Source organism: Pseudomonas monsensis (assembly GCF_014268495.2).
Taxonomy (GTDB): Bacteria; Pseudomonadota; Gammaproteobacteria; order Pseudomonadales; family Pseudomonadaceae; genus Aquipseudomonas; species Aquipseudomonas monsensis.
Genome location: NZ_CP077087.1, coordinates 2,359,706 through 2,383,426 on the forward strand (window position 1 = coordinate 2,359,706; position 23,721 = coordinate 2,383,426).

The 23,721-nt window shown below is 64.0% G+C and carries 3 protein-coding genes; all 3 read left to right on the forward strand.

Features of this window, described 5'->3' with window-relative positions; all coding sequences use genetic code 11:
• Window positions 1–92 precede the first annotated feature (92 nt).
• The 3 genes from HV782_RS10390 to HV782_RS10400 are packed head-to-tail and all read left to right on the forward strand — an operon-like array spanning window position 93 to window position 23,654.
• Window positions 93–3,494, forward strand: a complete 3,402-nt coding sequence (locus tag HV782_RS10390; protein ID WP_186744748.1) for a non-ribosomal peptide synthetase — start codon at window positions 93–95, stop codon at window positions 3,492–3,494.
• On the forward strand, window positions 3,491–11,320 hold the full coding sequence (locus HV782_RS10395; RefSeq protein WP_186744746.1) for a non-ribosomal peptide synthetase: 7,830 nt from the start codon (window positions 3,491–3,493) through the stop codon (window positions 11,318–11,320). The genes HV782_RS10390 and HV782_RS10395 overlap by 4 nt, the downstream gene beginning before the upstream one ends.
• A gap of 13 nt (window positions 11,321–11,333) precedes the next feature.
• Window positions 11,334–23,654, forward strand: coding sequence for a non-ribosomal peptide synthase/polyketide synthase (locus tag HV782_RS10400; RefSeq protein WP_186744744.1), 12,321 nt, complete (start codon window positions 11,334–11,336; stop codon window positions 23,652–23,654).
• The last annotated feature ends 67 nt before the right edge of the window (window positions 23,655–23,721 follow it).

Sequence of the window (23,721 nt, forward strand, 5' to 3'; positions counted from 1 at the left end):
AGCCGCTGCGCTAAATCATCGCGTTGGTCATTCGTTCTTGTTGATACGACCGGGTCTCCTGGTCACGCCGCCGATCAGCAAGGACCCCATGCATGAATGCCGCAGACGCACAGAAACTCGCCCGCCGCTTTATCGAACTGCCCCAGGACAAACGCCGTTTGTTTCTCGCCGGCATGGCCCGCGAAGGCATCGACTTTGCGCAGCTTCCCATGACCCACTGTGAGGGCATTGCCGAGCGTGACGGCCTGTCCTACGCCCAGCAGCGGATGTGGTTTCTCTGGCAACTGGACCCGCACAGTGCCGCCTACAACCTGCCGATGGCCGTGCGCCTGACGGGCGAGTTGCAAGCGCAGGCGCTGGAGCAGGCCTTCAGTCTGTTGGCGGCGCGGCATGAATGCCTGCGCACCACGTTCGGTCAGGAAGGGGAGCGTGCTTTTCAGCGAGTCGCCGAGCCCGAGGCGCTGACACTGAGACTTACCGATTTGACTGCGGTGCCTGCAAACCAGCGCTGGACGCTGGCGCAACAACACATGATGGCCGAAGCCACCCAGGCGTTCGATCTGGAACACGGCCCGCTGCTGAGCCTGCGCCTGCTGCGTCTGGCCGAGCAGGAACACGTGTTGCTGTTGACCTTGCATCACATCATTGCCGATGGCTGGTCGATGAACATTCTTATCGACGAGTTCATGCGCACCTACGACGCGCTGGTGGCGGGGCGCGAACCGTCGCTGCCGGCACTGATCGTGCACTACCGCGATTACGCCCTGTGGCAGCGCAGCTGGCTGGAGGCGGGTGAGCGTGAGCGGCAACTGGAGTACTGGCGCGGGCAACTGGGCGACGAACATCCGGTGCTGGAATTGCCCACTGACCGTGCTTATCCGGCGCAATCGAGTCATCAGGGGGCACGTCTGGAAACGGTGATCGATGCCGCGCTGCGCCAGGAATTGAAAAGCCTTGCCCAGCGTCAGGGCGTGACCCTGTTCGTGGTGTTGCTGGCCGCGTTCAAGACCTTGTTGCATCGCTACAGCGGCCAGACCGACATTCGCGTCGGCGGCCTGATTGCCAACCGTACCCGCAGTGAAACCGAAGGGCTGATCGGCTTCTTCGTCAACACGCAGATCCTGCGCAGCGAAGTCACCGCGCAAACCCGTTTCGCCGAGCTGTTGCAAAGCCTGCGTGAAGCCGCCCTCGGTGCCCAGGTCCATCAGGAGTTGCCGTTCGACGCCTTGATCGAAGCTCTGCAACCGGCGCGCAGCCAAAGCCACAACCCCCTGTTCCAGGTGATGTTCAACCACCAGCCGCTGGTGACCGACTTGCAGCACGTGCAACTGGAGTCGGGTTTGCAGGTCGGCTATCTGACTGAAGAACAACTGGCCGGCAGCGGTCGGCAACATGCCGCCACCAGCGACCTGATGCTCGACACCCGCGAGGAGGGCGAGCAACTGTTCGCCGCCTTCACCTACGCCACCGATATTTTCGATGCCGCGACCATCGCCGCGATGGCCGGACACTGGCGCAATATTCTGCTGTCCGTCTGCCGCGACCCGCAGCAATTGATCGGCGACGTCGCGCTGCTGGCGCAGGTCGAGCGCGCACAGCTGATTCAGGCCACGGCGAGCGAACCCGCTTTCGCCAGCGTGCAGACCCTGTTCGAGGCGCAAGTGGCGCGCACGCCGCAGGCAGCGGCGGTACTCCTCGCCACGACGCCGTCACCGTCACTCACCTACAGCGAACTCAATGCGCGCAGCAATCGCCTGGCGCATCAGTTGCGTGCGCGTGGTGTCGGGCCGGACGTGCTGGTCGGCGTGGCGTTGGGGCGTTCGCTGGAACTGGCGGTGGCCTTGCTGGCCGTGCTCAAGGCCGGCGGCGCCTATGTGCCGCTGGACCCGCAAACCCCGGCCGAACGCCTGCGCCATGTGCTGGATGACAGCGGCCTGAAACTGCTGCTGAGCGATCACGAAAACCTCGCCAGCCTGCCGGATCTGGGGGGCGTCGATTGCCTGTGCCTGGAGCAACTGGACGACAGTGACCACGCCGACAATCTGTCGGTGACCGTTGACGCGCAGCACCTCGCCTATGTGATCTACACCTCCGGCTCCACCGGGCGACCGAAAGGTGTTGCGGTCAGTCACGGTGCGTTGAGCGAGTTCATCGCTCGCGCCATCGACTACAGCGACTTGCACGAAGGCGACCGCGTCCTGCAATTCGCCACCAGCAGCTTCGATGGTTTCGTCGAGCAGTTCTTCCCGCCGCTGTGTCATGGCGCCGCTGTGGTGTTGCGTGATGCGCCGTTGTGGGACAGCGCGACGTTGCGTCAGGTGATTGTCGATCACGGCATCACCCTGGCCGACCTGCCGGCCGCCTACTGGTACTGGCTGGTGCAGGAATACGCGGCGCAGCCGCCGGCCGGTTTCGGCGCACTGCGGCAGATTCACGTCGGTGGCGAGGCGATGGCGGTGGACGGTTTGCGCCTGTGGCAACGGGCCGGTTTGGGCCATGTGCGCTTGCTCAATACCTACGGACCGACCGAAGCCACAGTCGTCTCGACTATTCATGACTGCACGGCGCTGACGGCGGATGCCGTGTCGTGGCGCGGCATTCCGATCGGCCACGGTCTGGAGGCCCGTCGGCTGTACGTGCTCGATGATGACTTGAACCTGTTGCCGCAAGGCGCGGTGGGTGAGTTGTACATCGGTGGCCCGGGCCTGGCCCGTGGTTATCACCGTCAGCCGATGCTCAGTGCCGAGCGCTTTATCGCAGACCCGTTTGCTGATGGCCAGCGCCTGTATCGCACCGGTGATCGCGCCCGACTGCGCGCTGACGGTGCGCTGGAGTATGTCGGCCGGGTCGACCATCAAGTGAAGATCCGTGGCTTCCGCATCGAGCTGGGCGAAATCGAATCACGCCTGCAACAGTGCGCAGGCGTTCGTGAAGCCGTGGTGCTGGCGGTGCCGCTCAGCGGCGGTCAGCAACTGGTGGCCTACGTGGTTGGCGAGCAGGCCGTGCTGGCGGGCGCCGCCAGCCAATCGGCATTCCGTCAGCAGATCCGCACCGCGCTGCAAAGCCACCTGCCGGATTACATGGTGCCGGGGCACTTGCTGCTGTTGCCGAACCTGCCACTGACGCCGAGCGGCAAGCTCGACCGCAAAGCCTTGCCGGCGCCGGATGCCAGCCAGTTGCAGGGCGACTATCGCGCGCCACAAACGGAGACCGAGCAGTGTCTGGCGCGGATCTGGGCCGAGGTCCTGCAGGTGCCGCGGGTCGGTCTGGATGATCACTTTTTTGAACTCGGTGGCCATTCGCTGCTGGCCGCGCAAGTGATTGCGCGCATCAAGACTCAATTGGGCGTGGTGTTACCGCTGCGCAGCCTGTTCGAAAAACCGTTACTGACCGATCTGGCGGCGCTGCTGGCACAACAGGCCGGCGGTGCAACGGACGACGACTGGTCCGACATGGATCAGTTCATGAATGCTTTGGAAGGAGAGGAAGTATGAGCGGCACCATGGCGGAACGCATCGCGAAAAGGTTCGTCGGTTTGCCGCTGGAACAGCGTCGACAGTTTCTGGCCAGACTGCGTGAGGAAGGCAAGGACTTCAGCCTGTTGCCGCTGCCGGTCAGCCGGCACGAGGTCACGCCGATTCCGTTGTCGTTCGCCCAGCAACGCCTGCTGTTTCTCTGGCAGCTCGAACCGCAGAGCGCCGCGTACAACATGGCCGCCGGCCTGCGTCTGAACGGGCGCCTGGACGAAGCGGCGCTGCAACGTTCCTTCGATCATCTGGTCATGCGCCATGAAGTGTTGCGCACGGTGTTCCATACCGAAGGCGATCAACCGTATCAGGTGATTCTCGATCAGCAACCCATTGCGCTGGAGCGCATCGACCTCACCGGTTTGCCGGTGTCGGAGCGCGAGGCGGCCCTGGCGCAACAGGTACAAACCGTCACGGCGCGGCCGTTCGATTTGCGCCACGGGCCGTTGCTGCGCGCCAGCCTGTTTGCAGTAGCCGATGAACAATTCGTGCTGGTGGTGAGCATGCACCACATCGTCTCCGACGGCTGGTCGATGGACGTGATGGTCAAGGAATTCGTCCAGTGCTATCAGGCCTTCAGCCTGGCGCGCGAGCCACAATTGCCCGCTCTGCCGCTGCAATACGCTGACTACGCAATCTGGCAGCGACGCTGGCTGGAAGCCGGCGAGGGCGAGCGGCAACTCGAGTACTGGCGCCAGCAACTCGGTGAAGAACAGCCGCTGCTGGAAGTGGCGCCGGACTACGCCCGGCCCCTGACGCAAAGTTTTGCAGGGCAGACCCTGAGTTTCGATTTTGGCGCGCAGTTGTCCCTGCAACTCAACGCCTTTGCCCGCAGCCAGGGCATCAGTCTGTTCATGCTGGTGCTGGCGGGGTTCTCGCTGTTCCTCTCGCGCCACGCGGGGCAGCGCGACATCCGTGTTGGCGTGCCGAATGCCAACCGTGGCCGCGCCGAAGTCGAAGGGCTGATCGGTTTCTTCGTCAACACCCAGGTGCTGCGTTGCGAAGTGGATGAGCGCGGCAGCTTCGCCGACTTGCTGGCGCGGGTGCGCGAAGCGGCGTTCGGTGCCCAGGCGCATCAGGAGTTGCCGTTCGAGCAACTGGTGGACGAACTGGTCGCCGAGCGCACCCTCGGTCACAACCCGCTGTTCCAGGCCAAGTTCAACCAGAACGTCGGCATGCAGAAGCAACGCTCGATGACGCTACCGGGGCTGAGCGTGGCGGAATACCCGCTGGACAAGGACGGCACCCACTTCGATCTGGCGCTGGACATCACCGATGACGGCACCTTGATTCACGGGCAGATGACTTATGCCAGCGACCTCTATCGTCCAGAGACTGTTGCCGGTTTTGTGCCGGCCTTGCTCGGCCTGTTCAGTGAGTTGCTGGAAGCGCCGCAAGCGCCGTTGCACAGCGTCGCCCCGTTGGCGCCAGCGGTGCTTGCTGCACCCGGCGAACCGGCGCTGTCGGTGTTGCACCTGTGGGATCGACAAGTCGCGCAGCAGCCCGAGGCCCTGGCTGCGCGTGACCTGCATCAGAGCATGAGTTTTCAGGCGCTGGATCAGGCGGCCAATCGTCTGGCCCATCATCTGCTGGCGCAGGGGCTGAACATCGGCGAGCCGGTGGCGGTGTTGATGGAGCGTTCGCTGGACTGGCTGACCTGCGTGCTGGCGATCTTCAAGGCCGGCGCGGTGTACATGCCGCTTGACGTCAAGGCGCCGAACGCGCGGCTGCAGCAGATGCTCGGCAGTGCCGGGGCGCGGCTGCTGCTGTGCGCTGAAGGGGATGCGCGGGTGTCCGCATTGGCGGTGGATGGATGTCAGGGGCTCGCTTATGCACCCACGCAATGGCAGGCGATGGCGGACGTCAGCCCGGCCGTGAGCCTGTTCGCGCAGTCACCGGCCTATGTGATCCACACCTCCGGTTCCACCGGGCAACCCAAGGGTGTGCTGGTCAGCCACGGGGCGCTGGGCAGTTACGTGCGCGGTGTGCTGGAACGCCTGGCACCGACGCCGGACAGCAGCATGGCGCTGGTCTCGACCATCGCCGCCGACCTGGGCTTTACCGTGCTGTTCGGCGCGTTGTGTTCCGGGCGCCTGTTGCACGTGTTGCCGGAAGAACTGGGTTTCGACCCGGACCGGTTTGCCGAATACATGGCCACTCACCGCGTGGGCATGCTGAAAATCGTCCCGGGGCATCTGGCCGCACTGTTACAAGCTGCCCGGGCCGCCGATGTGTTGCCGCAACACGCGTTGATCGTCGGCGGCGAAGCCTGCTCGCCAGCTCTGGTGGAGCGCGTGCGTCAGCTCAAACCGGGCTGCCGCGTGATCAACCACTACGGGCCGAGTGAAACCACGGTCGGTGTGTTGACCCACGAAGTTGGCGAACTGGCGGCCGATGCGCGCTGTGTTCCGGTTGGCACGGCGCTGACGGGCGCGCAGGTTTACGTGCTCGACGATGTGCTCAACAGCGTCGCTGATCAGGTGGCCGGCGAGTTGTACATCGGTGGTGACAGCGTGGCGCAGGGCTATCTGAACCAGCCCGGATTGACCGCCGAACGCTTCCTGCCCGATCCGTTCGGCGCGCCGGGTTCGCGGGTATACCGCAGCGGCGACCGCGTGCGGCGTAATCGTCAACAGGCCATGGAATTCATCGGCCGCACCGACGATCAGGTCAAGGTGCGCGGTTATCGCGTGGAACCGGCGGAAGTCGCGCGGGTGCTGCTCGGCCTCGACGGCGTCAGTGAGGCTGCGGTGTTGGCATTGGCTCTGGATGATGACCCGGCGCGGCTGCAACTGCTGGCGTGGTGTGTGCCGGTGGCGGGTGTGAGCCTGCAGGCGCAGGGGCTGCGCGAGCAATTGCAGGCGTGCCTGCCGGAGTACATGGTGCCGGCGCAGATTGTGCTGCTGGCGCAACTGCCGCTGACCGCCAACGGCAAACTCGACAAGCGCGCCTTGCCGGTGCCGGGGCTGGTCACGCAGCAGTTCGTCGCGCCGGTGGGTGAGGTCGAGGAGAAGCTGGCGGCGATCTGGGCCGAGGTGCTCAAGCTGGAGCGCGTGGGCAGCAGCGACAACTTCTTCGAACTGGGCGGTGATTCGATCCTCAGTCTGCAAATCATTGCCCGGGCCAAACGCCAGGGTATCAAGCTGAGCCCCAAGCAACTGTTCGAAAAACAGACCATTGGCCAATTGGCCGCGGTGGCCAGACTGATTGAAGCGAAACCCGCTACGACTGCGGCGCCGGCAGCGCGCGGGCCATTGCCGTTGTTGCCGATTCAGGCGCGGTTCTTCGAGACGGAGATTGCCCGGCGTCAGCACTGGAACCAGTCGGTGATGTTGCAGCCGACCACGCCGCTCGACGCCACGCATCTGCGCACAGCACTGGCGGCACTGGTCGAACAGCACGATGGGTTGGCGCTGAATTTCCAGCTGTCGGGCGATACCTGGCAGGCATTACCGCAGAGCCAGCGCGATCCTGAATTGCTGTGGGTGCGCGAGCTGGACAGTCTGGCGTCGTTGCCGGCACTCGCCGACGAAGCCCAGCGCAGCCTGGATCTGCAACTGGGGCGCTTGCTGCGCGCGGTCCTGGTGAACCTGCCGAACGCTGAACAACGTCTGTTGCTGGTCATCCATCACCTGGTGGTGGATGGCGTGTCGTGGCGCATTCTGCTGGAAGATCTGCAGCACGCTTACGCCGCGTTGGCGGCGGGCACGCCGCTGGTCTTGCCGGGTAAAAGCAGCTCGCTGCACAGCTGGGCCGAGCATCTGCACCGTTACGGGCAGAGCGAGGCGTTGGCTGCTGAAGGTGCCTGGTGGCGCCAGACCCTGGAGGCGAGCGACGCAACGCTGCCGCGAGACTTCCTGCAAGAGCACCAGACGCGTGCGCAAGCGGCCCGGGCCAGCTCGCGCCTGAGTCAGGCACTGACCCACAAGCTGCTGAAAGTGGCGCCGGCGGCGTATCGCACGCAGATCAACGACCTGCTGCTGACCGCACTGGCGCGGGTATTGTGCGACTGGAGCGAGCAGCCTTCGGTATTGGTGCAGCTTGAAGGACACGGTCGCGAAGACCTGTTCGACGATGTTGATCTGAGCCGCACGGTCGGCTGGTTCAGCAGCCTGTTCCCGGTACGCCTGACACCTGAGGCGACGCCCGGTGCGTCCCTGTGCGCAATCAAGGAACAACTGCGTGCGGTGCCGGGCAAAGGCATCGGATATGGCGTGCTGCGTTACCTGAGCCGTTGCGCCGAGTTGCAGGCATTGCCTGAGCCGCGTGTGACCTTCAACTATCTTGGCCAGTTCGACGGCGCGTTCAACACCGAAGAAGGCGCATTGTTCGTGCCGAGTGGTGAAAGCACCGGCGCCAATCAGGACGCGGCGGCACCGTTGGGTAACTGGCTGAGCGTTGACGGTCAGGTCTACGGCGGTGAGCTGGAATTGACCTGGACCTTCGGCACCGGCATGTATCGCGCAGAAACCATTGAGGCGCTGGCCGAGGCCTATCGTCGCGAGCTGGAACGTTTGATCGAACATTGCTGCGACAGTGGCGAGGCCGCTGTCACGCCGTCGGACTTCAGCCTGGCAACGCTGACTCAGGCACAACTGTCGGCACTGCCGATCCCGGCCCGCGACATCGTCGATCTGTATCCGTTGTCGCCGATGCAGCAGGGCATTCTGTTCCACAGCGTCAACGATCCGGACAGTCCGGCGTACACCAACCAATTGCGCGTCGATGTGCAGCATCTCGACGCCGAGCGCTTCCGTCAGGCCTGGCAGCACACCGTTGATGCCCATGAAATCCTGCGTACGGCTTTTGTCTGGCCACAGGATGCCGCCGCTGCGGTGCAAGTGGTGCGTCAAACTGCGCAGATGCCATGGAGCACACAGGACTGGCGCGGTCGTGCTGACCTTGGCACAGCGCTGGATCAACTGGCCGGCGACGACCTCGCCAGCGGGTTCGACCTGACCGGGGCGCCGCTGTTGCGGGTGACGCTGGTGCGCACGGACGAGGCCACGCATCACCTGATCTACACCTGCCATCACATCCTCATGGACGGCTGGAGCACTTCGCAGTTGTTCGGCGAAGTGTTGCAACGCTACGCCGGTATGACCCCGGCCGTGTCACAGGGACGCTATCGCGATTACATCGAATGGCTCGGCCAGCGCGATCAGCAGGCCAGTCGCGAATTCTGGACGGCGGCACTGGCCGATCTCGACGAGCCGACACGTCTGGCCAGTGCCGTGGCGGGCGGGCAAGCGCTTGCCGCAGGTTATACCGATCACGAGCACGTCTTCAGCGAGGCGTTGACGGCGGACCTCAACCGTTTCGCCCGCGAGCAGAAAGTCACCCTCAACACCCTGGTGCAAGCGGCGTGGCTGGTGCTGTTGCAGCGTTACACCGGGCAGGTCAACGTCGCCTTCGGCGCCACGGTGGCCGGACGTCCGACCGACTTGCCGGGCGTCGAACAACAGATCGGTCTGTTCATCAACACCTTGCCGGTGGTGGCGGCGCCGTCCGCAGAGATCGTCGTCAGCCAGTGGCTGCAACAGGTGCAGGGCCTCAATCTGGCGCTGCGCGAGCATGAGCACACCCCGCTTTACGACATTCAGCGTTGGGCCGGTGTGGGTAACGGGGCGCTGTTCGACAGCATCCTGGTGTTCGAAAACTACCCGATGGCCGAAGCCCTGCAACAGGGCCCGGCTACCGGTTTGACGTTCTCGGCGATCCGTCGTCAGGAACAGACCAACTACCCGTTGACGCTGGTGGCGGTCACCGGGCGTGAGCTGAGCCTGGGCATCAGTTACGACCGGGCCGGTTTCGCTGCGACGACGATCAACGCGTTGAGCGCGCAACTGGAAAGCCTGCTGACGCAGTTCCTCGCCGATGCCACCCAGCCGCTGGGTGCGCTGCACCTGCTGGCAGCGCCGCAACGCGAAGCAGCGATCGAATGGGGCAAGGCCGCCGCCACGGCGCCAGATGCGCGCACGGTGCTGGAACACATTGCCGCGCAGGTGCAGCGCCAGCCACACGCGCAGGCTGTGGTGTTTGCCGAGCAACACATCGACTACCAGAGCCTCGATACCCGGGCCAATCGACTGGCGCACAAGCTGCAAGCGTTGGGCGTGGGGCCGGAAGTTCGCGTGGGCGTGTGCATGCGTCGTACACCGGACATGCTCGTCGGCCTGTTGGCAATCCTCAAGGCCGGTGGCGCCTATGTACCACTCGACCCGGATTACCCGCAGGAGCGTTTGCTGCACATGCTCGACGACAGCCGCGCCGCCGTGCTGCTTACCGAGCCGGCCGCACTGGCGCTGCTGCCTGAAACCTTGAGCGCGCAGGTGCTGTTGGTGGAAGAGGGTGCACTGGATGCGCTCCCGGCTACCGCACCGCTGGCGAATGTCACCGCGCAGAATCTGGCGTACGTCATCTACACCTCCGGCTCCACCGGCAAACCGAAAGGCGTGGCCATTACCCACGGCAACCTGTCGGCGTTGATTCAGTGGTCGGCCGGGGTCTATCGCGCAGAGCAACTGCGTGGCGTGCTGGCGTCGACGTCGATCTGCTTTGACCTGTCGGTCTGGGAAATCTTCGTCACCCTGGCCTGCGGGGGGTGCCTGGTGCTGGCGGACAACGCGCTGGCGCTGGCCGAGCTGCCGGCGCGCGAACAGGTCACGCTGATCAACACCGTGCCGTCGGCGATTGCCGCGCTGCAACGGGCCGGGCAGATTCCGCGGTCGGTGGCGACCATCAATCTGGCGGGCGAACCGCTCAAGCAAAGTCTGGTGGACAGTTTGTACGCGAGCACGTCGGTGCAACAGGTCTATGACCTCTACGGGCCTTCGGAAGACACCACCTATTCGACCTTCACCCTGCGCACGCCGCACGGGCAGGCGAACATCGGTCGGCCGCTGCAAAACACCGTGGCCTATCTGCTCGACACTCAACTGCAAGTACTGCCGGCAGGTGTGCCGGCCGAGCTGTACCTGGGCGGTGCCGGGGTGACCCGTGGCTACCTGATGCGCGCCGCGCTGACCGCCGAACGCTTTGTGCCGAACCCGTATGCCAGCAACGGCGAACGGCTGTACCGCACCGGCGATCTGGTGCGCCAGGGCAGTGACGACAACATCGAGTACATCGGCCGCGCCGACCATCAGGTGAAAATTCGCGGCTTCCGTATCGAACTCAGCGAAATCGAAGCGCGCTTGCTGGAGCAGAGCGAAGTCCGTGAGGCCGTGGTGCTCGCCCAGGACGGTGCCGCCGGCAAACACCTGCATGCCTACGTCGTCGCGGCGCAGGCGGTGGCCGGGCAACCGGCCTTGGCCGAACGCCTGCGCAGCGCACTCGCCGCGTGCTTGCCGGCGCACATGGTGCCGGGGCACTTGCACCTGATCGACGCCGTCCCGCTGACCCCCAACGGCAAGCTCGATCGCAAGGCGCTGATGGCGCTGGGTGACAGCCCGACACAGCAGCACTATCAGGCGCCGCAGAGCGATCTGCAGTGGGACGTGGCGGCGGTCTGGCAGGAGGTGCTGGAGGTCGAGCGCGTGGGCCTCGCGGACAACTTCTTCCAGCTCGGCGGGCACTCGTTGCTGGCCACACTGGTGGTCACCCGGATCAAGGAACGTCTGGGCGACAAGGTGCCGCTCAAGGAACTGTTCGAAACCGACACCCTCAAGGCGTTCTGTGCGCGGATCGAGGCCTTGCGCGTCGAAATGTCGCCCGTTCAGGATGAATTGGCTAAATCCCTGGAGGCCCTCAAACGTCTATCCCTCGATGATCTGGAAAAACTGATTTCTTGAGAGGGAAAAACGCGTGCAAGAGTTAATCGAGTCGGTAGGACAACTTTCGGCTAAGCAAAGAAAGGCTCTGGCGGTTCTGCTCAAGCAGAAAGGCGTCAACCTCTTTGACATTGCCCCGGTTTTCAAGCGCACGGCTGAAGAGCCGTTGCTGCTGTCCTATGCTCAGCAGCGCCAGTGGTTCCTCTGGCAGTGGGCGCCGCACAGCGCCGCCTACAACATTCCGACGGCCCTGCGTTTGCAGGGCCCGCTGGATGTCAGCGCGCTGGAGCGCAGCGTCCAGGCGCTGATCGAACGACACGAAACCTTGCGCACGGTGTTCACTCAGGAAACCGGGCAACCGTTGCAAGTGGTCCTGCCGGCAGGACCCTTTGCACTGGAGATCCATCAGCCGGGCGCTGAGCTGGCCAACGACCCGGATGCCTCGATCCAGGCGTTCGTGCAGACCCAGAGCCAGCAAACCTTCGACCTGGAGCACGGCCCGCTGTTGCGCGCAGCCTTGCTGCAAGTCACCCCGAATGAGCATGTGCTGGTGCTGACCCTGCACCACATCGTCTCCGATGGCTGGTCGCTGCAAGTGATGATCGAGGAACTGGTGCAGCTCTATGCCGGTTTCAACCTCGGTCACGACGCCGGCCTGCCGGCCTTGCCGATTCAATATGCCGACTACGCCCTGTGGCAACGGCAGTGGATGGAGGCCGGTGAGCAGGCGCGGCAACTGGCCTACTGGCAAGACAAGCTCGGCGGCGAGCAACCGGTGCTGGAACTGCCGATGGATCGTCCGCGCTCGATCGAGCAAAGCTTTGCCGGCGCCAGCCACAACCTGATTCTCGACCCGGCGCTGAGCAACGCGCTCAAAGCCTTCGCCCGACAAGAGAACGTCACCCTGTTCGTGGTCTTGCTGGCTTCGTTCCAGGCCTTGTTGCACCGTTACAGCGGTCAGGCCGACATCCGGGTCGGCGTGCCGAGTGCCAACCGAGGCCGGGTCGAGATCGAGCGGCTGATCGGCTTCTTCGTCAACACTCAGGTGCTCAAGGCCGACATTGACGGGCAGATGCCCTTTGTCGAATTGCTGCGTCAGGTCAAACAGACCGCGCAGGAAGCGCAGGCCCATCAGGACTTGCCGTTCGAGCAATTGGTCGAAGCGCTGGAGCCGGGCCGCAGCCTCAGTCACAGCCCGTTGTTCCAGGTGATGTTCAACCACCAGGCCGAACGCCGCGCCAGCGTCGAAACCCGCCTCAACGGCTTGAACATCGAGCCGCTGGAATGGCAGAGCCAGACCGCGCAGTTCGACCTGACCCTGAACACCACCGAACAGGCGCACGGCATCGAAGCGGTGCTCAAGTACGCCACCGATCTGTTCGACGCGGCGACCATCGAGCGTCTGGCGCAACACTGGACTGCGCTGTTGCAGGCCATTGTCGCCGAACCGAACCAGCGCATTGGCCAGCTACCGATGCTCGATGCCGGCCAGCAGCAACAGTTGCTCGCGCAGTGGAACCCGGTGCGGGTCGCGCAAACGCCCGAACAGTGCATCCATCAAGCCATCGAAGCGCAGGCCGAGCGTCATCCTGACGGGATCGCCGTGACCTTCGCCGGGCAATGCCTGACCTACGCCGAACTCAATCGCCGCGCCAACCAGTGGGCGCATGCGTTGCTCGCCCGTGGCGTAGGCCCGGACGTGCGCGTGGGGGTCGCCGTCGAGCGTTCGCTGGACATGATCGTGGCCATCCTCGCGGTGTTGAAGGCCGGTGGCGCGTATGTGCCGCTCGACCCGGGCTATCCCGACGACCGTCTGACCTACATGATCGAAGACAGCGGCATCGAGTTGCTGCTGACCCAGGGTCACCTGCTGGCGCAATTGCCGGTGCCGCCGGGCCTGGCGTGCCTCGATCTGCATCAAGCGCCAGCCTCTGGCAACGACGTCAACCCGCGGTGCCTGACCACGCCGGACAATCTGGCCTACGTGATTTACACCTCCGGCTCCACCGGCAAACCGAAGGGCGCGTTGCTGCCGCACAGCAACGTCATGCGCCTGTTCAGCGCCACCGAACAGTGGTTCGATTTTGGTCCGCAGGACAGCTGGACGCTGTTCCATTCCTACGCCTTCGACTTCTCGGTGTGGGAGATTTTCGGTGCGCTGCTTTACGGCGGCAAACTGGTGGTGGTGCCCCACGATGTCAGCCGTTCCCCGGAGGATTTCTACACCCTGCTGTGCGATGAAAACGTCACCGTGCTGAACCAGACACCGTCGGCGTTCAAGCCATTGATGCAGGTGGCCAGCGAGTCGCCGCGCAACAACGCCTTGCGCTACGTGGTGTTCGGCGGCGAGGCCCTGGAAGTGCAGAGCCTGCGCCCGTGGTTCGAACGCTTCGGCGACCGCGCGCCAACGCTGATCAACATGTACGGCATCACCGAAACCACCGTGCACGTGACCTACCGGCCGTTGTCGCTGGCCGACTTGCAGCAGAACCACAGCAGCCCCATCGGCGAGCCGATTGTCGACCTGTCGTGGTACTTGCTCGACAACGCGCTGAACCTGGTGCCGCAAGGCTGCATCGGTGAGTTGTACATCGCCGGTGCCGGTCTGGCCCGGGGTTACCTGAATCAGGCCGGCATGACCGCGACGCGATTCGTTCCCGATCCATTCAATCCGCAGGCGGGCGAGCGTCTCTATCGCACGGGCGACCTGGCGCGTCTGCGCGGTGACGGTGTGATCGAATACATCGGCCGTATCGACCATCAAGTGAAAATCCGTGGCTTCCGAATCGAGCTGGGGGAAATCGAAGCGCAACTGCTCCAACACCCCGACGTGCGCGAAGCGGTGGTGCTCGCGGTCGATGGCCTCAGCGGCCAGCAACTGGCGACCTGGATCGTCGGCAACGAAGTGCTGGACGCTGAAGGCCAGGCTGCGCTGCGCGATTCGATCAAGGCGCATCTGCGGGAATCCCTGCCGGATTACATGGTGCCGGTCAGTTGGGCGTTCCTTGAGCGCCTGCCGCTGACCGCTAACGGCAAGCTGGATCGCAAGCAACTGCCGCAGCCAGACGTTGCTCAGGTGCAGGAAGCCTACGCGGCACCACGCAACGAACTGGAACAGCGTCTGACCGAGATCTGGCAGGACGTGTTGAAGGTCGAGCGGGTTGGTCTCAACGACAACTTCTTCGAGCTCGGTGGTGATTCGATCATTTCCATTCAGGTGGTCAGCCGCGCCCGTCAGGCGGGTATTCGCTTCACTCCCAAAGACATCTTCCAGCACCAGACCGTGCAGCGTCTGGCCACCGTCGCGCAACAGAGCGACGCGGTGCAGATGCAACAGGGCGATGTGCTCGGTGAGGCGCTGCTGACACCGATCCAGCATTACTTTTTCAACAGTGACATCCCGGCGCGGCATCACTGGAACCAGTCGATCCTGCTGACCCCGGCCCACGCGCTGCAAGCGGCAGCGCTGGAGCAGGCGTTGCAGCATCTGCAGCGGCACCATGACGCTTTGCGTCTGCGTTATCGCCAGGCAGGCAATGGCTGGCAGCAAACGCATGCGCCGGCGGAACAGGCGCACGCCTTGCTGCGCACCTTTGTGCTGGACGACAGTGCGGCATTGCCGGCGCTGTGCCTGGACTTGCAACGCAGCCTCGATCTGCACGACGGCCCGCTGATACGCGCAGCGCTGGTCGAGTTGCCGGACGCCAGTCAGCGCCTGCTGCTGGTGATCCATCACCTGGTGGTCGATGGCGTGTCGTGGCGGATCCTGCTGGAAGATCTGCAAAGTGCCTATCAACAGCTGAGCCGCGGGCAAGCCGTGAGCCTGCCGGCCAAGACCAGTGCGTTCAAGGCGTGGGGCCAGCGTCTGCAGGAGCATGCCCGCAGTGGCGAGCTGGAAAGCGAGCTGGATTACTGGCGTGGCCAGTTGCGCGACGTGTCGGTCGAACTGCCGCTGGATAATCCGCAGGGCCAGTTGAGCAACCGGTTCGAGCGCAGCGTCGATACGCGTCTGGACGCCGAACGCACCCGTCAGCTGTTGCAGCAGGCGCCGGCGGTCTACCGCACCCAGGTCAACGATCTGCTGCTCACGGCGCTGGCCCGGGTGTTGTGTCAGTGGACGAACACTGACAGCGCGCTGGTCCAGCTCGAAGGTCACGGTCGTGAAGACCTGTTCGACGACGTCGACCTGAGCCGCACGGTCGGCTGGTTCACCAGCATGTTCCCGGTACGTCTGATGCCCGGCGCCAGTCTCGAAGCGTCGATCAAAGGCATCAAGGAGCAACTGCGCGCGATCCCGAACAAAGGCCTCGGCTACGGCTTGCTGCGGCATCTGGGCAGCGCCGAGGCGCAAGCTGCACTGAGCGATCTGGCGCAACCGAAGGTGACGTTCAACTACCTTGGCCAGTTCGACAACAACTTCGACGCCGACGCCCTGTGGGTGCCGGCCACTGAAGACAAGGGCGCCGGCCAGGACGAAAACGCGCCGATGGCCAACTGGCTGACCATCGACGGCCGGGTCTATCAGGGCCAGTTGAGCCTGACCTGGACCTACAGCGGCGATGTTTTCGAAGCGGCGACTATCAATGCCTTGGCCCGCGCCTATGAAGTGGCGCTGGGCGAGTTGATCGACCATTGCCTGAGCCATCCGAGCGGTGCCTTGACGCCGTCCGATGTGCCGTTGGCCGGATTGTCGCAGGCGCATCTGGACAGCTTGCCGATCACCGCCCAGCGCATCGAGGACATCTATCCGCTGGCGCCCATGCAGCAGGGCATTCTGTTCCACAGCCTGTACGACGCCGATGCCAGCGCCTATGTCTATCAAATGCTGCTGGACATCGACGGGCTCGACGTGGCGCGCTTCCAGCAAGCCTGGCAGCGGGTGGTGGATCGTCATGAAGTGCTGCGCGCCGGTTTTATTTGGGGCCGCGATGGCCTCGATGCGCCGCTGCAAGTGATCAATCGCCAGTTGACCCTGGAAATGCCGGAAGTCGATGTGCGCGGGGTGGCGGATCTGCCGGCCGTGCTCGAAGCGCGGGCGCAGGCTGACCGCGAACGCGGCTTCGATCTGCAGAATCCGCCGTTGCTGCGCCTGTGCCTGTTGCGCACGGCGGATGATCGCCATCGGCTGATTTTTACCTGCCACCACATTCTCATGGATGGCTGGAGCAACTCGCGGATGTTCGGCGAGGTGTTGCAGGATTACGCCGGCCACCCGGTGCCGGGCGCGCAGGGTCGTTACCGCGACTTCCTGGTCTGGCTGCAAGGTCAGGACAAAGCCGCCGCCCAGGATTTCTGGCGCGGACAACTGGCCGCTTTGCACGAGCCGACGCGACTGGCTTCGGCCTGCCACGGGGCGACGGTGCCGGGCCCCGGCAAACAGATGCATCGCCTGCATTTCGATGCAGCGTTCACCCAGCGCCTGAATGCCTTCTCCCGTCAGCAACAAGTGACCCTGAACAGTCTGGTGCAAGCTGCGTGGCTGCTGGTGTTGCAGCGTTACACCGGGCAGGCCACGGTGGCCTTCGGCGCGACCGTGTCGGGGCGGCCGGTGGATTTGCCAGGCATCGAGCAGCAATTGGGGCTGTTCATCAACACCTTGCCGGTGATCGCCAGCCCGCAGGCGACGGTCAGCGTCGGCGACTGGGTGCGCAGCGTGCAGGACAAGAACCTGCTGCTGCGGGACTACGAGCAGACCCCGCTGCAGGACATTCAGCGTCTGGCCGAACTGAGCGGCGAAGCACTGTTCGACACCTTGCTGGTGTTCGAGAACTATCCGGTGTCCGAAGCACTGGAAGCCAATCCGGGCGGGCTGCGTTTCGCCGGTCTGGAACACCGCGAGCAAACCAACTACGGCCTGACCCTGATCGCCGGGGCCAGTGACGTGTTGAATCTGGACTTCAACTACCTCACCGAACACTTCGCCGAGCGCAGCGTGCTGGGCCTGGCTGCGCATCTGCAGGAAGTGCTGCGCCAGTTCCTTGAGGCGCCGCAGCGGTGCCTGGGTGAGATTGGCCTGTTGCCGCTGGCCGAGCGTCAGACCCTGGCGCAGTGGAACGACCACCACGCGGCCTATCCGGCTGAACGCCTGATTGCGCAGGGCTTCGAAGCGCGGGTCGCAGCGCATCCGCAAGCGCAGGCCCTGAGTCACGCTGGCTTCGCCCTGAGCTATGCCGAACTCAACCGACGGGCCAACCAGTTGGCCCGTCATCTGCTGGCGCTTGGGGTCGGCCCGGAAATCCGCGTGGGCGTGGCGATGCCGCGTTCGGCGGAACTGGTGATCGCGTTGATGGCGGTGCTCAAGGCTGGTGGCACCTATGTGCCGCTGGATCCGGACTACCCGGCCGACCGCGTGGCTTACATGCTCGACGACAGTCAGGCAAAAGTCTTGCTGACGCAGCAGTCGCTGCTGGCGCAATTGCCGCAGACCGATGCCGAAGTGGTGCTGGTCGAGGCGGGCGGACAGGCGTTTGCCGCGCAGCCTGCGGACAATCTGCCGGCGCAGGGCGATTCGGCGAATCTGGCCTACGTGATCTACACCTCCGGCTCCACCGGCAAACCGAAAGGCGTGGCCATTGCCCATCGCAACGTGCAGGCGCTGATTCACTGGTCCGCCGAGGTCTACAGCGAAGAAGACCTGCAAGGCGTGCTGGCCTCGACGTCGGTGTGCTTCGACCTGTCGGTGTGGGAGATTTTCGTCACCCTCGCGCGCGGCGGTTCGCTCGTCATGGCGCGCAACGCCCTGGAGCTGCCGGACTTGCCGGAGCGCGATCAGGTGCGCCTGATCAACACCGTGCCGTCGGCCATCGCTGCGCTGCAACGCATCGGGCAGATTCCCCAAGGCGTGCGCATCATCAACCTCGCTGGCGAGCCGTTGAAGCAGAGCCTGGTCGATACCCTCTACCGTGAAACGTCGGTGGCTCACGTCTACGACCTGTATGGGCCATCGGAAGACACCACCTATTCGACCTGGACCCGCCGCGAACCCGGTGGTCAGGCGAACATCGGCCGGCCGCTGGTCAACACCACGGCGTATATGCTCGACGGCCAGTTGCAGGAGGCGCCGATTGGCGTGGCGGCCGAGCTGTATCTGGCCGGGGATGGCATCACCCGTGGCTACCTGTTCCGTCCGGGCCTGACCGCCGAACGCTTCGTGCCCAACCCGCTGTCGAACACCGGCGAACGCATGTACCGCACCGGCGACCTGACCCGTTTCGGCGATGACGGCCGCATCGAATACGTCGGGCGTATCGACCATCAGGTCAAGGTGCGCGGTTTCCGCATCGAGCTGGGTGAAATCGAAGCGCGTCTGCTGGCGCAGGACAGCGTGCGCGAAGGCGTGGTGCTGGCGGTGGATGGCCAGAGCGGTCAGCAACTGGTGGCGTATGTGGTGCCGAACGACAGCAGCCTGAGCCTTGAGGAGCAGGACGCGCTGAGCGAAACGCTACAGACTGCGCTGAAGACGCAACTGCCGGATTACATGGTGCCGGCGCAGTGGCTGTTTCTCGAACAGTTGCCGCTGACCCCCAACGGCAAACTTGATCGCAAGGCCCTGCCGGCACCGGATGCCAGTCAGTCGCAGCGCGATTACGTGGCGCCGTCGACGCCGCTGGAGCAACAACTGGCAGAGGTCTGGCAGGACATTCTGAAGATTGAGCGCGTCGGCGTGACCGACAACTTCTTCGCCCTGGGCGGCGACTCGATCATCTCGATTCAACTGGTCAGCCGTGCGCGTCAGCAGGGGATCCGTTTCACCCCCAAAGACCTGTTCCAGCAGCAGACCGTGCAGAAACTCGCCGCTGTGGTTACGCTCGATTCGTCGACCGACGAGGCGCCGGCGGATTATCCGCTGGCTCAACTGGATCAGGCGCAACTCGATGCGCTGCCGGTGCCGGCGGACATGATCGAAGACGTTTACCCGCTGTCGCCGATGCAGGAAGGCATGCTCTTCCACACGCTGTCGGATAACGGCAGCAGCCTTTACGTGCAACAGGTCAGCCTGCCGATCACGGGCCTGGACGTGGAGCGCTTCCGCCAGGCGTGGGAGTTCGTCATCGTCCGTCAGGCGATTCTGCGCACCAGTTTCCATTGGCAGGATGGCCTGAGCAAACCGTTGCAGGTGGTGCATCGTCATGCGCCGTTGCAGATGCAGGTGCTCGACTGGCGTGAGCGCGAAACCAGTGAAGAACTGATTGCCGAGTTTGCCAGCGCTGACCGTGCGCTCGGTTTCAATCTGGCCGACGCTCGTTTGCAACGTGTTACCCTGTTGCGCCTGAGCGACGATCAGTACCAGATGATCTGGACCAGCCACCACATTCTGATGGACGGCTGGAGCAGTTCGCGGCTGTTCGGCGAAGTCCTGCAGTATTACGCCAAGGGCGAGATCATCGGCGAGAACGGTCGTTACCGCGACTTCATCGCCTGGCTGCAGGCGCAGGATCAGGACGCTCAGGAGCTGTTCTGGAAGGCGCGTCTGGCGGAGGTCAACGAGCCGACGGCGCTTAGCCAGGCGATGCATCCGCGCCACAGCGCCGATGTCGCCGGTCACGATGCGATCTACTCCAACTGGGACAAAACGCAAACCGCGGATCTGTTGCAGTTCTGCCGCGACCTGCGCATCACCCCCAACACCTTGATTCAAGGTGCATGGTTGCTGCTGTTGCAGCGTTACACCGGACAGCAGACGGTGACTTTTGGCGCCACGGTGTCGGGCCGTCCGGAAGGTCTGGCGAATGTCGGCAACATGCTCGGCCTGTTCATCAACACCTTGCCGATCATTCAAACGCCGCGTGCGGATCAGCGCCTGGCCGACTGGCTCGGCGAAGTGCAGGCCTACAACCTCGACATTCGTGATTATTCCCAGGCGCCACTGGCCGATGTGCAGCGCTGGTCCAACCTCGGTGGGCAGGCGCTGTTCGACAGCATCGTGGTGTTCGAAAACTTCCCGATCGACGATCGCTTGCAGGAAGAAAACGACACCGACCTGACCTTCGGCAAATCCATCGGCCACGGCGTGACCAACGTGCCGATGGACCTGGCGGTGATGCTCGGTGACGAGTTGTCGATCGAATACCTGTACCTGCGCAGCCACTTCAGCGCCGAGGCGGTGGTCGGTATTCGCCAGACCATGGAAAACACCCTCGCCGCGATGCTGGCGGCGCCGTACGAACGCCTCGGCAATCTGCAGCGTCTGAGCAGCGAACAATGGCACGCCGCGCAGGCCTGGAGCGCCGAACCGGTGCACAGCCATCAAGCGGCGCTGTTGCCGGAACTGATCAGCCGTCACGCGCAACAACAGCCACAGGCTATTGCTCTGCAGTGCGCGGGGATGAGCCTGAGCTACGCCGAACTCGAACTGCGTGCCAACCGTCTGGCGCATTGCCTGATCGAACACGGCGCGGGGCCGGAGGTGGTGATCGGCGTGGCCTTGCCGCGGTCGCTGGAGATGGTGGTGAGCTTCCTCGCCGTGCTCAAGAGCGGTGCCGCCTACGTGCCGCTGGACATTGAGTATCCGCCGGAGCGTCTGGCGTACATGATCGAAGATTCGGGCATGGCGCTGTTGCTGACCCAAAGCAGCCTGCGGGCCACGTTGCCGGCGCCGCAGGGCCTGCTGCGCCTGGAAGTCGATCACCTCGACGAAAGCCGCTATGCCGACTATGCCCCTGACTGCCGCGTTCACGAGCAAAGCCTGGCGTATCTGGTCTACACCTCCGGTTCGACCGGGCGACCAAAAGGCGTCGCGGTGACCCAAGGTCCGCTGAGCATGCACTGTCAGGCGATTGCCGAGCTGTACGAAATGGACGCCCGCAGTTGCGAGCTGCACTTTATGTCGTTCGCCTTCGACGGTGCCCATGAACGCTGGCTGAGCTCCCTGTACAGCGGCGGTCGTCTGGTGATTCGCGACGGTTGCCTGTGGACGCCAGAGCAGACTTATCAGGCGCTGCACGAGTACGGCATCACCATTGCCTGCTTCCCGCCGGCCTACCTCAAACAACTGGCCGAATACGCGGCGGCCAGCGGCATCGCGCCGCCACCGGTGCGCATCTATTGCTTCGGCGGTGACGCGGTGCCGGATCAGACCTTTGAGCAGGTCAAGGCAGCGCTGCGTCCCGAGTCCTTCACCAACGGCTATGGCCCGACCGAAACCGTGGTCACGCCAATGCTCTGGAAAGTCCCGGTCAGCCAGCACTGCGAAGCGGCCTATGCGCCGATCGGCCGTGCCGTGGGCGCGCGTTCGCTGTACGTGCTGGACGAGGATCTGAACCCGTTGCCGCCAGGCCTTGCCGGTGAGTTGTACATCGGTGGTTATGGCGTGGCCCGGGGTTACCACGGGCGTCCCGAGCTGACGGGCGAGCGTTTCGTGCCGAACCCGTTCGCGGCGGGCGAGCGCCTGTATCGCAGCGGCGATCTGGTGCGTTTGCGTGGCGACGGGGTAGTCGATTACGTCGGCCGCATCGACCACCAGGTCAAGGTGCGTGGCTTCCGTATCGAACTCGGCGAAGTCGAGGCCCGCCTGCGCCAATTGCCTGGGGTCAGTGATGCGCTGGTGATTGCTCGCGACAATGCGTCGGGCAAGCAACTGATCGGTTACGTGGTCACTGCGAGCGGCGAGGACATCGGCGATGAACTCAAGGCGGGCCTGCGCACCTCGTTGCCGGAATACATGGTGCCGGCGCAGATCGTCTGCCTCGAGGCTTTCCCGGTGACGCCGAACGGCAAACTCGATCGCAAGGCGCTGCCGGAACCCGAGTTCAAAACCGAAGAATACGTCGCCCCGCGCAACGAGCAGGAAAGCCTGCTCGCGGACATCTGGGCGCAGGTGCTGCAGGTCGAACAAGTGGGCATCAGCGACAACTTCTTCGAACTGGGCGGCGACTCGATCCTGAGCCTGCAGGTGATCTCCCGCGTCAGAAACCACCCGACGTTGCAGATGGATCTCAAGCTGCGCGACCTGATGCGTTATCAGACCATCGCCGGCATTGTCGAGCAGGACGTGGCGAAGGAGGGCACCGCACCACCGCAGGCGGACGTCACGCACGTGGCCGCCGAGGGCTTGTTCAATCTCTTGCCGATTCAGGAGTGGTTTTTTGCCGAAGGCATGGCCGAAGCGCATCACTACAACCAGTCGCTGTTGCTGAGCGCGCGTCAGCCGCTGGACCTCGATGCACTGGAGCAGGCACTGGGCTGGATCGAGCAACATCACGATTCGTTGCGTCTGCGTTTCTCCCACGAAGGCGGGCGCTGGATGCAGCGTTACTGCGACCTCAGTGAACAGGGTGAAGCGTTGCTCTGGCGCCGCGAGGCGGAAAACAGTGAGCAGGTCGAAGCCTTGGCCAACCTTGCCCAGCGCAGCCTGAACCTCGACGACGGGCCGGTCTGGCGGGTGATGCACGTCTCCTTGCCGGATGGCCAGGCGCGCCTGCTGGTGGTGATTCACCACTTGGTGGTCGACACCGTTTCGTGGCGGATTCTGCTCGACGATTTGAAAGTGGCGTACGAGGCGTGCGTGCAGGGGTTGCAGCCGAAATTGCCGATTCGCACCAGCAGTTACCGATCGTTCGCCGAGGCCTTGCAGGCGCAGGCGCCAGTGATTGCCGAGCAGGAACTGGGGTATTGGCTGGAGCAACTGGATCAGCCGGGCGTCGACTTGCCGTGCGACAACCCACGCGGCAAAAACCTCGTGCGTCAGCAGGCGCAGGCGCGGCTCAAACTGTCCCGCGAACACACCGAACAACTGCTCAAACAGGCCCCGGCGGTGTACGGCACGCAGATCAACGACTTGTTGTTGTCGGCGCTCAGCCGTGCGCTGTGCCGCTGGAGCCAACAGCCGTCGGCACTGATTCTGCTCGAAGGGCATGGTCGCGAAGACCTGTTCGAGTCCATCGACCTGAGCCGCAGCCTCGGTTGGTTCACCAGCATGTTCCCGGTGCGGTTGCGTCCGGACAGCGACGACATCGGCCAGTCGATCGTCAATGTGCAGGCACAGTTGGCAGCGGTGCCGCAGAAAGGCATCGGCTATGGCGTGCTGCGGCATCTGGCCGGCGCCGAGGTGTCGCGACAATTGGCCGAGCTGCCGCAAGCGCGGGTCACCTTCAACTACCTGGGGCAGTTCGACCAGAGCTTCGACGAGCAAGCCCTGCTGGTGCCGGCGCTGGAAGAAACCGGTGACAACTACAGCCTCAAGGCCAATCTGGGTAACTGGCTGGAAATTGTCGGCCAGGTCTATGACGGTCAGTTGGCCATGCGCTGCATCTACAGCAGCCAGCGTTATCGCGCCGGCACCATGGATGCCTTGATGAGCGATTACCAGCGTGAGCTGGAGGCGTTGGTCGAACACTGCATGGTACGTGTGGGCTGATCGTCGAACGGTGAGTCATTTCCAAGGGGCGTTGCCAGGGCGCGCCCCTATTTTGCTGATACAAGGA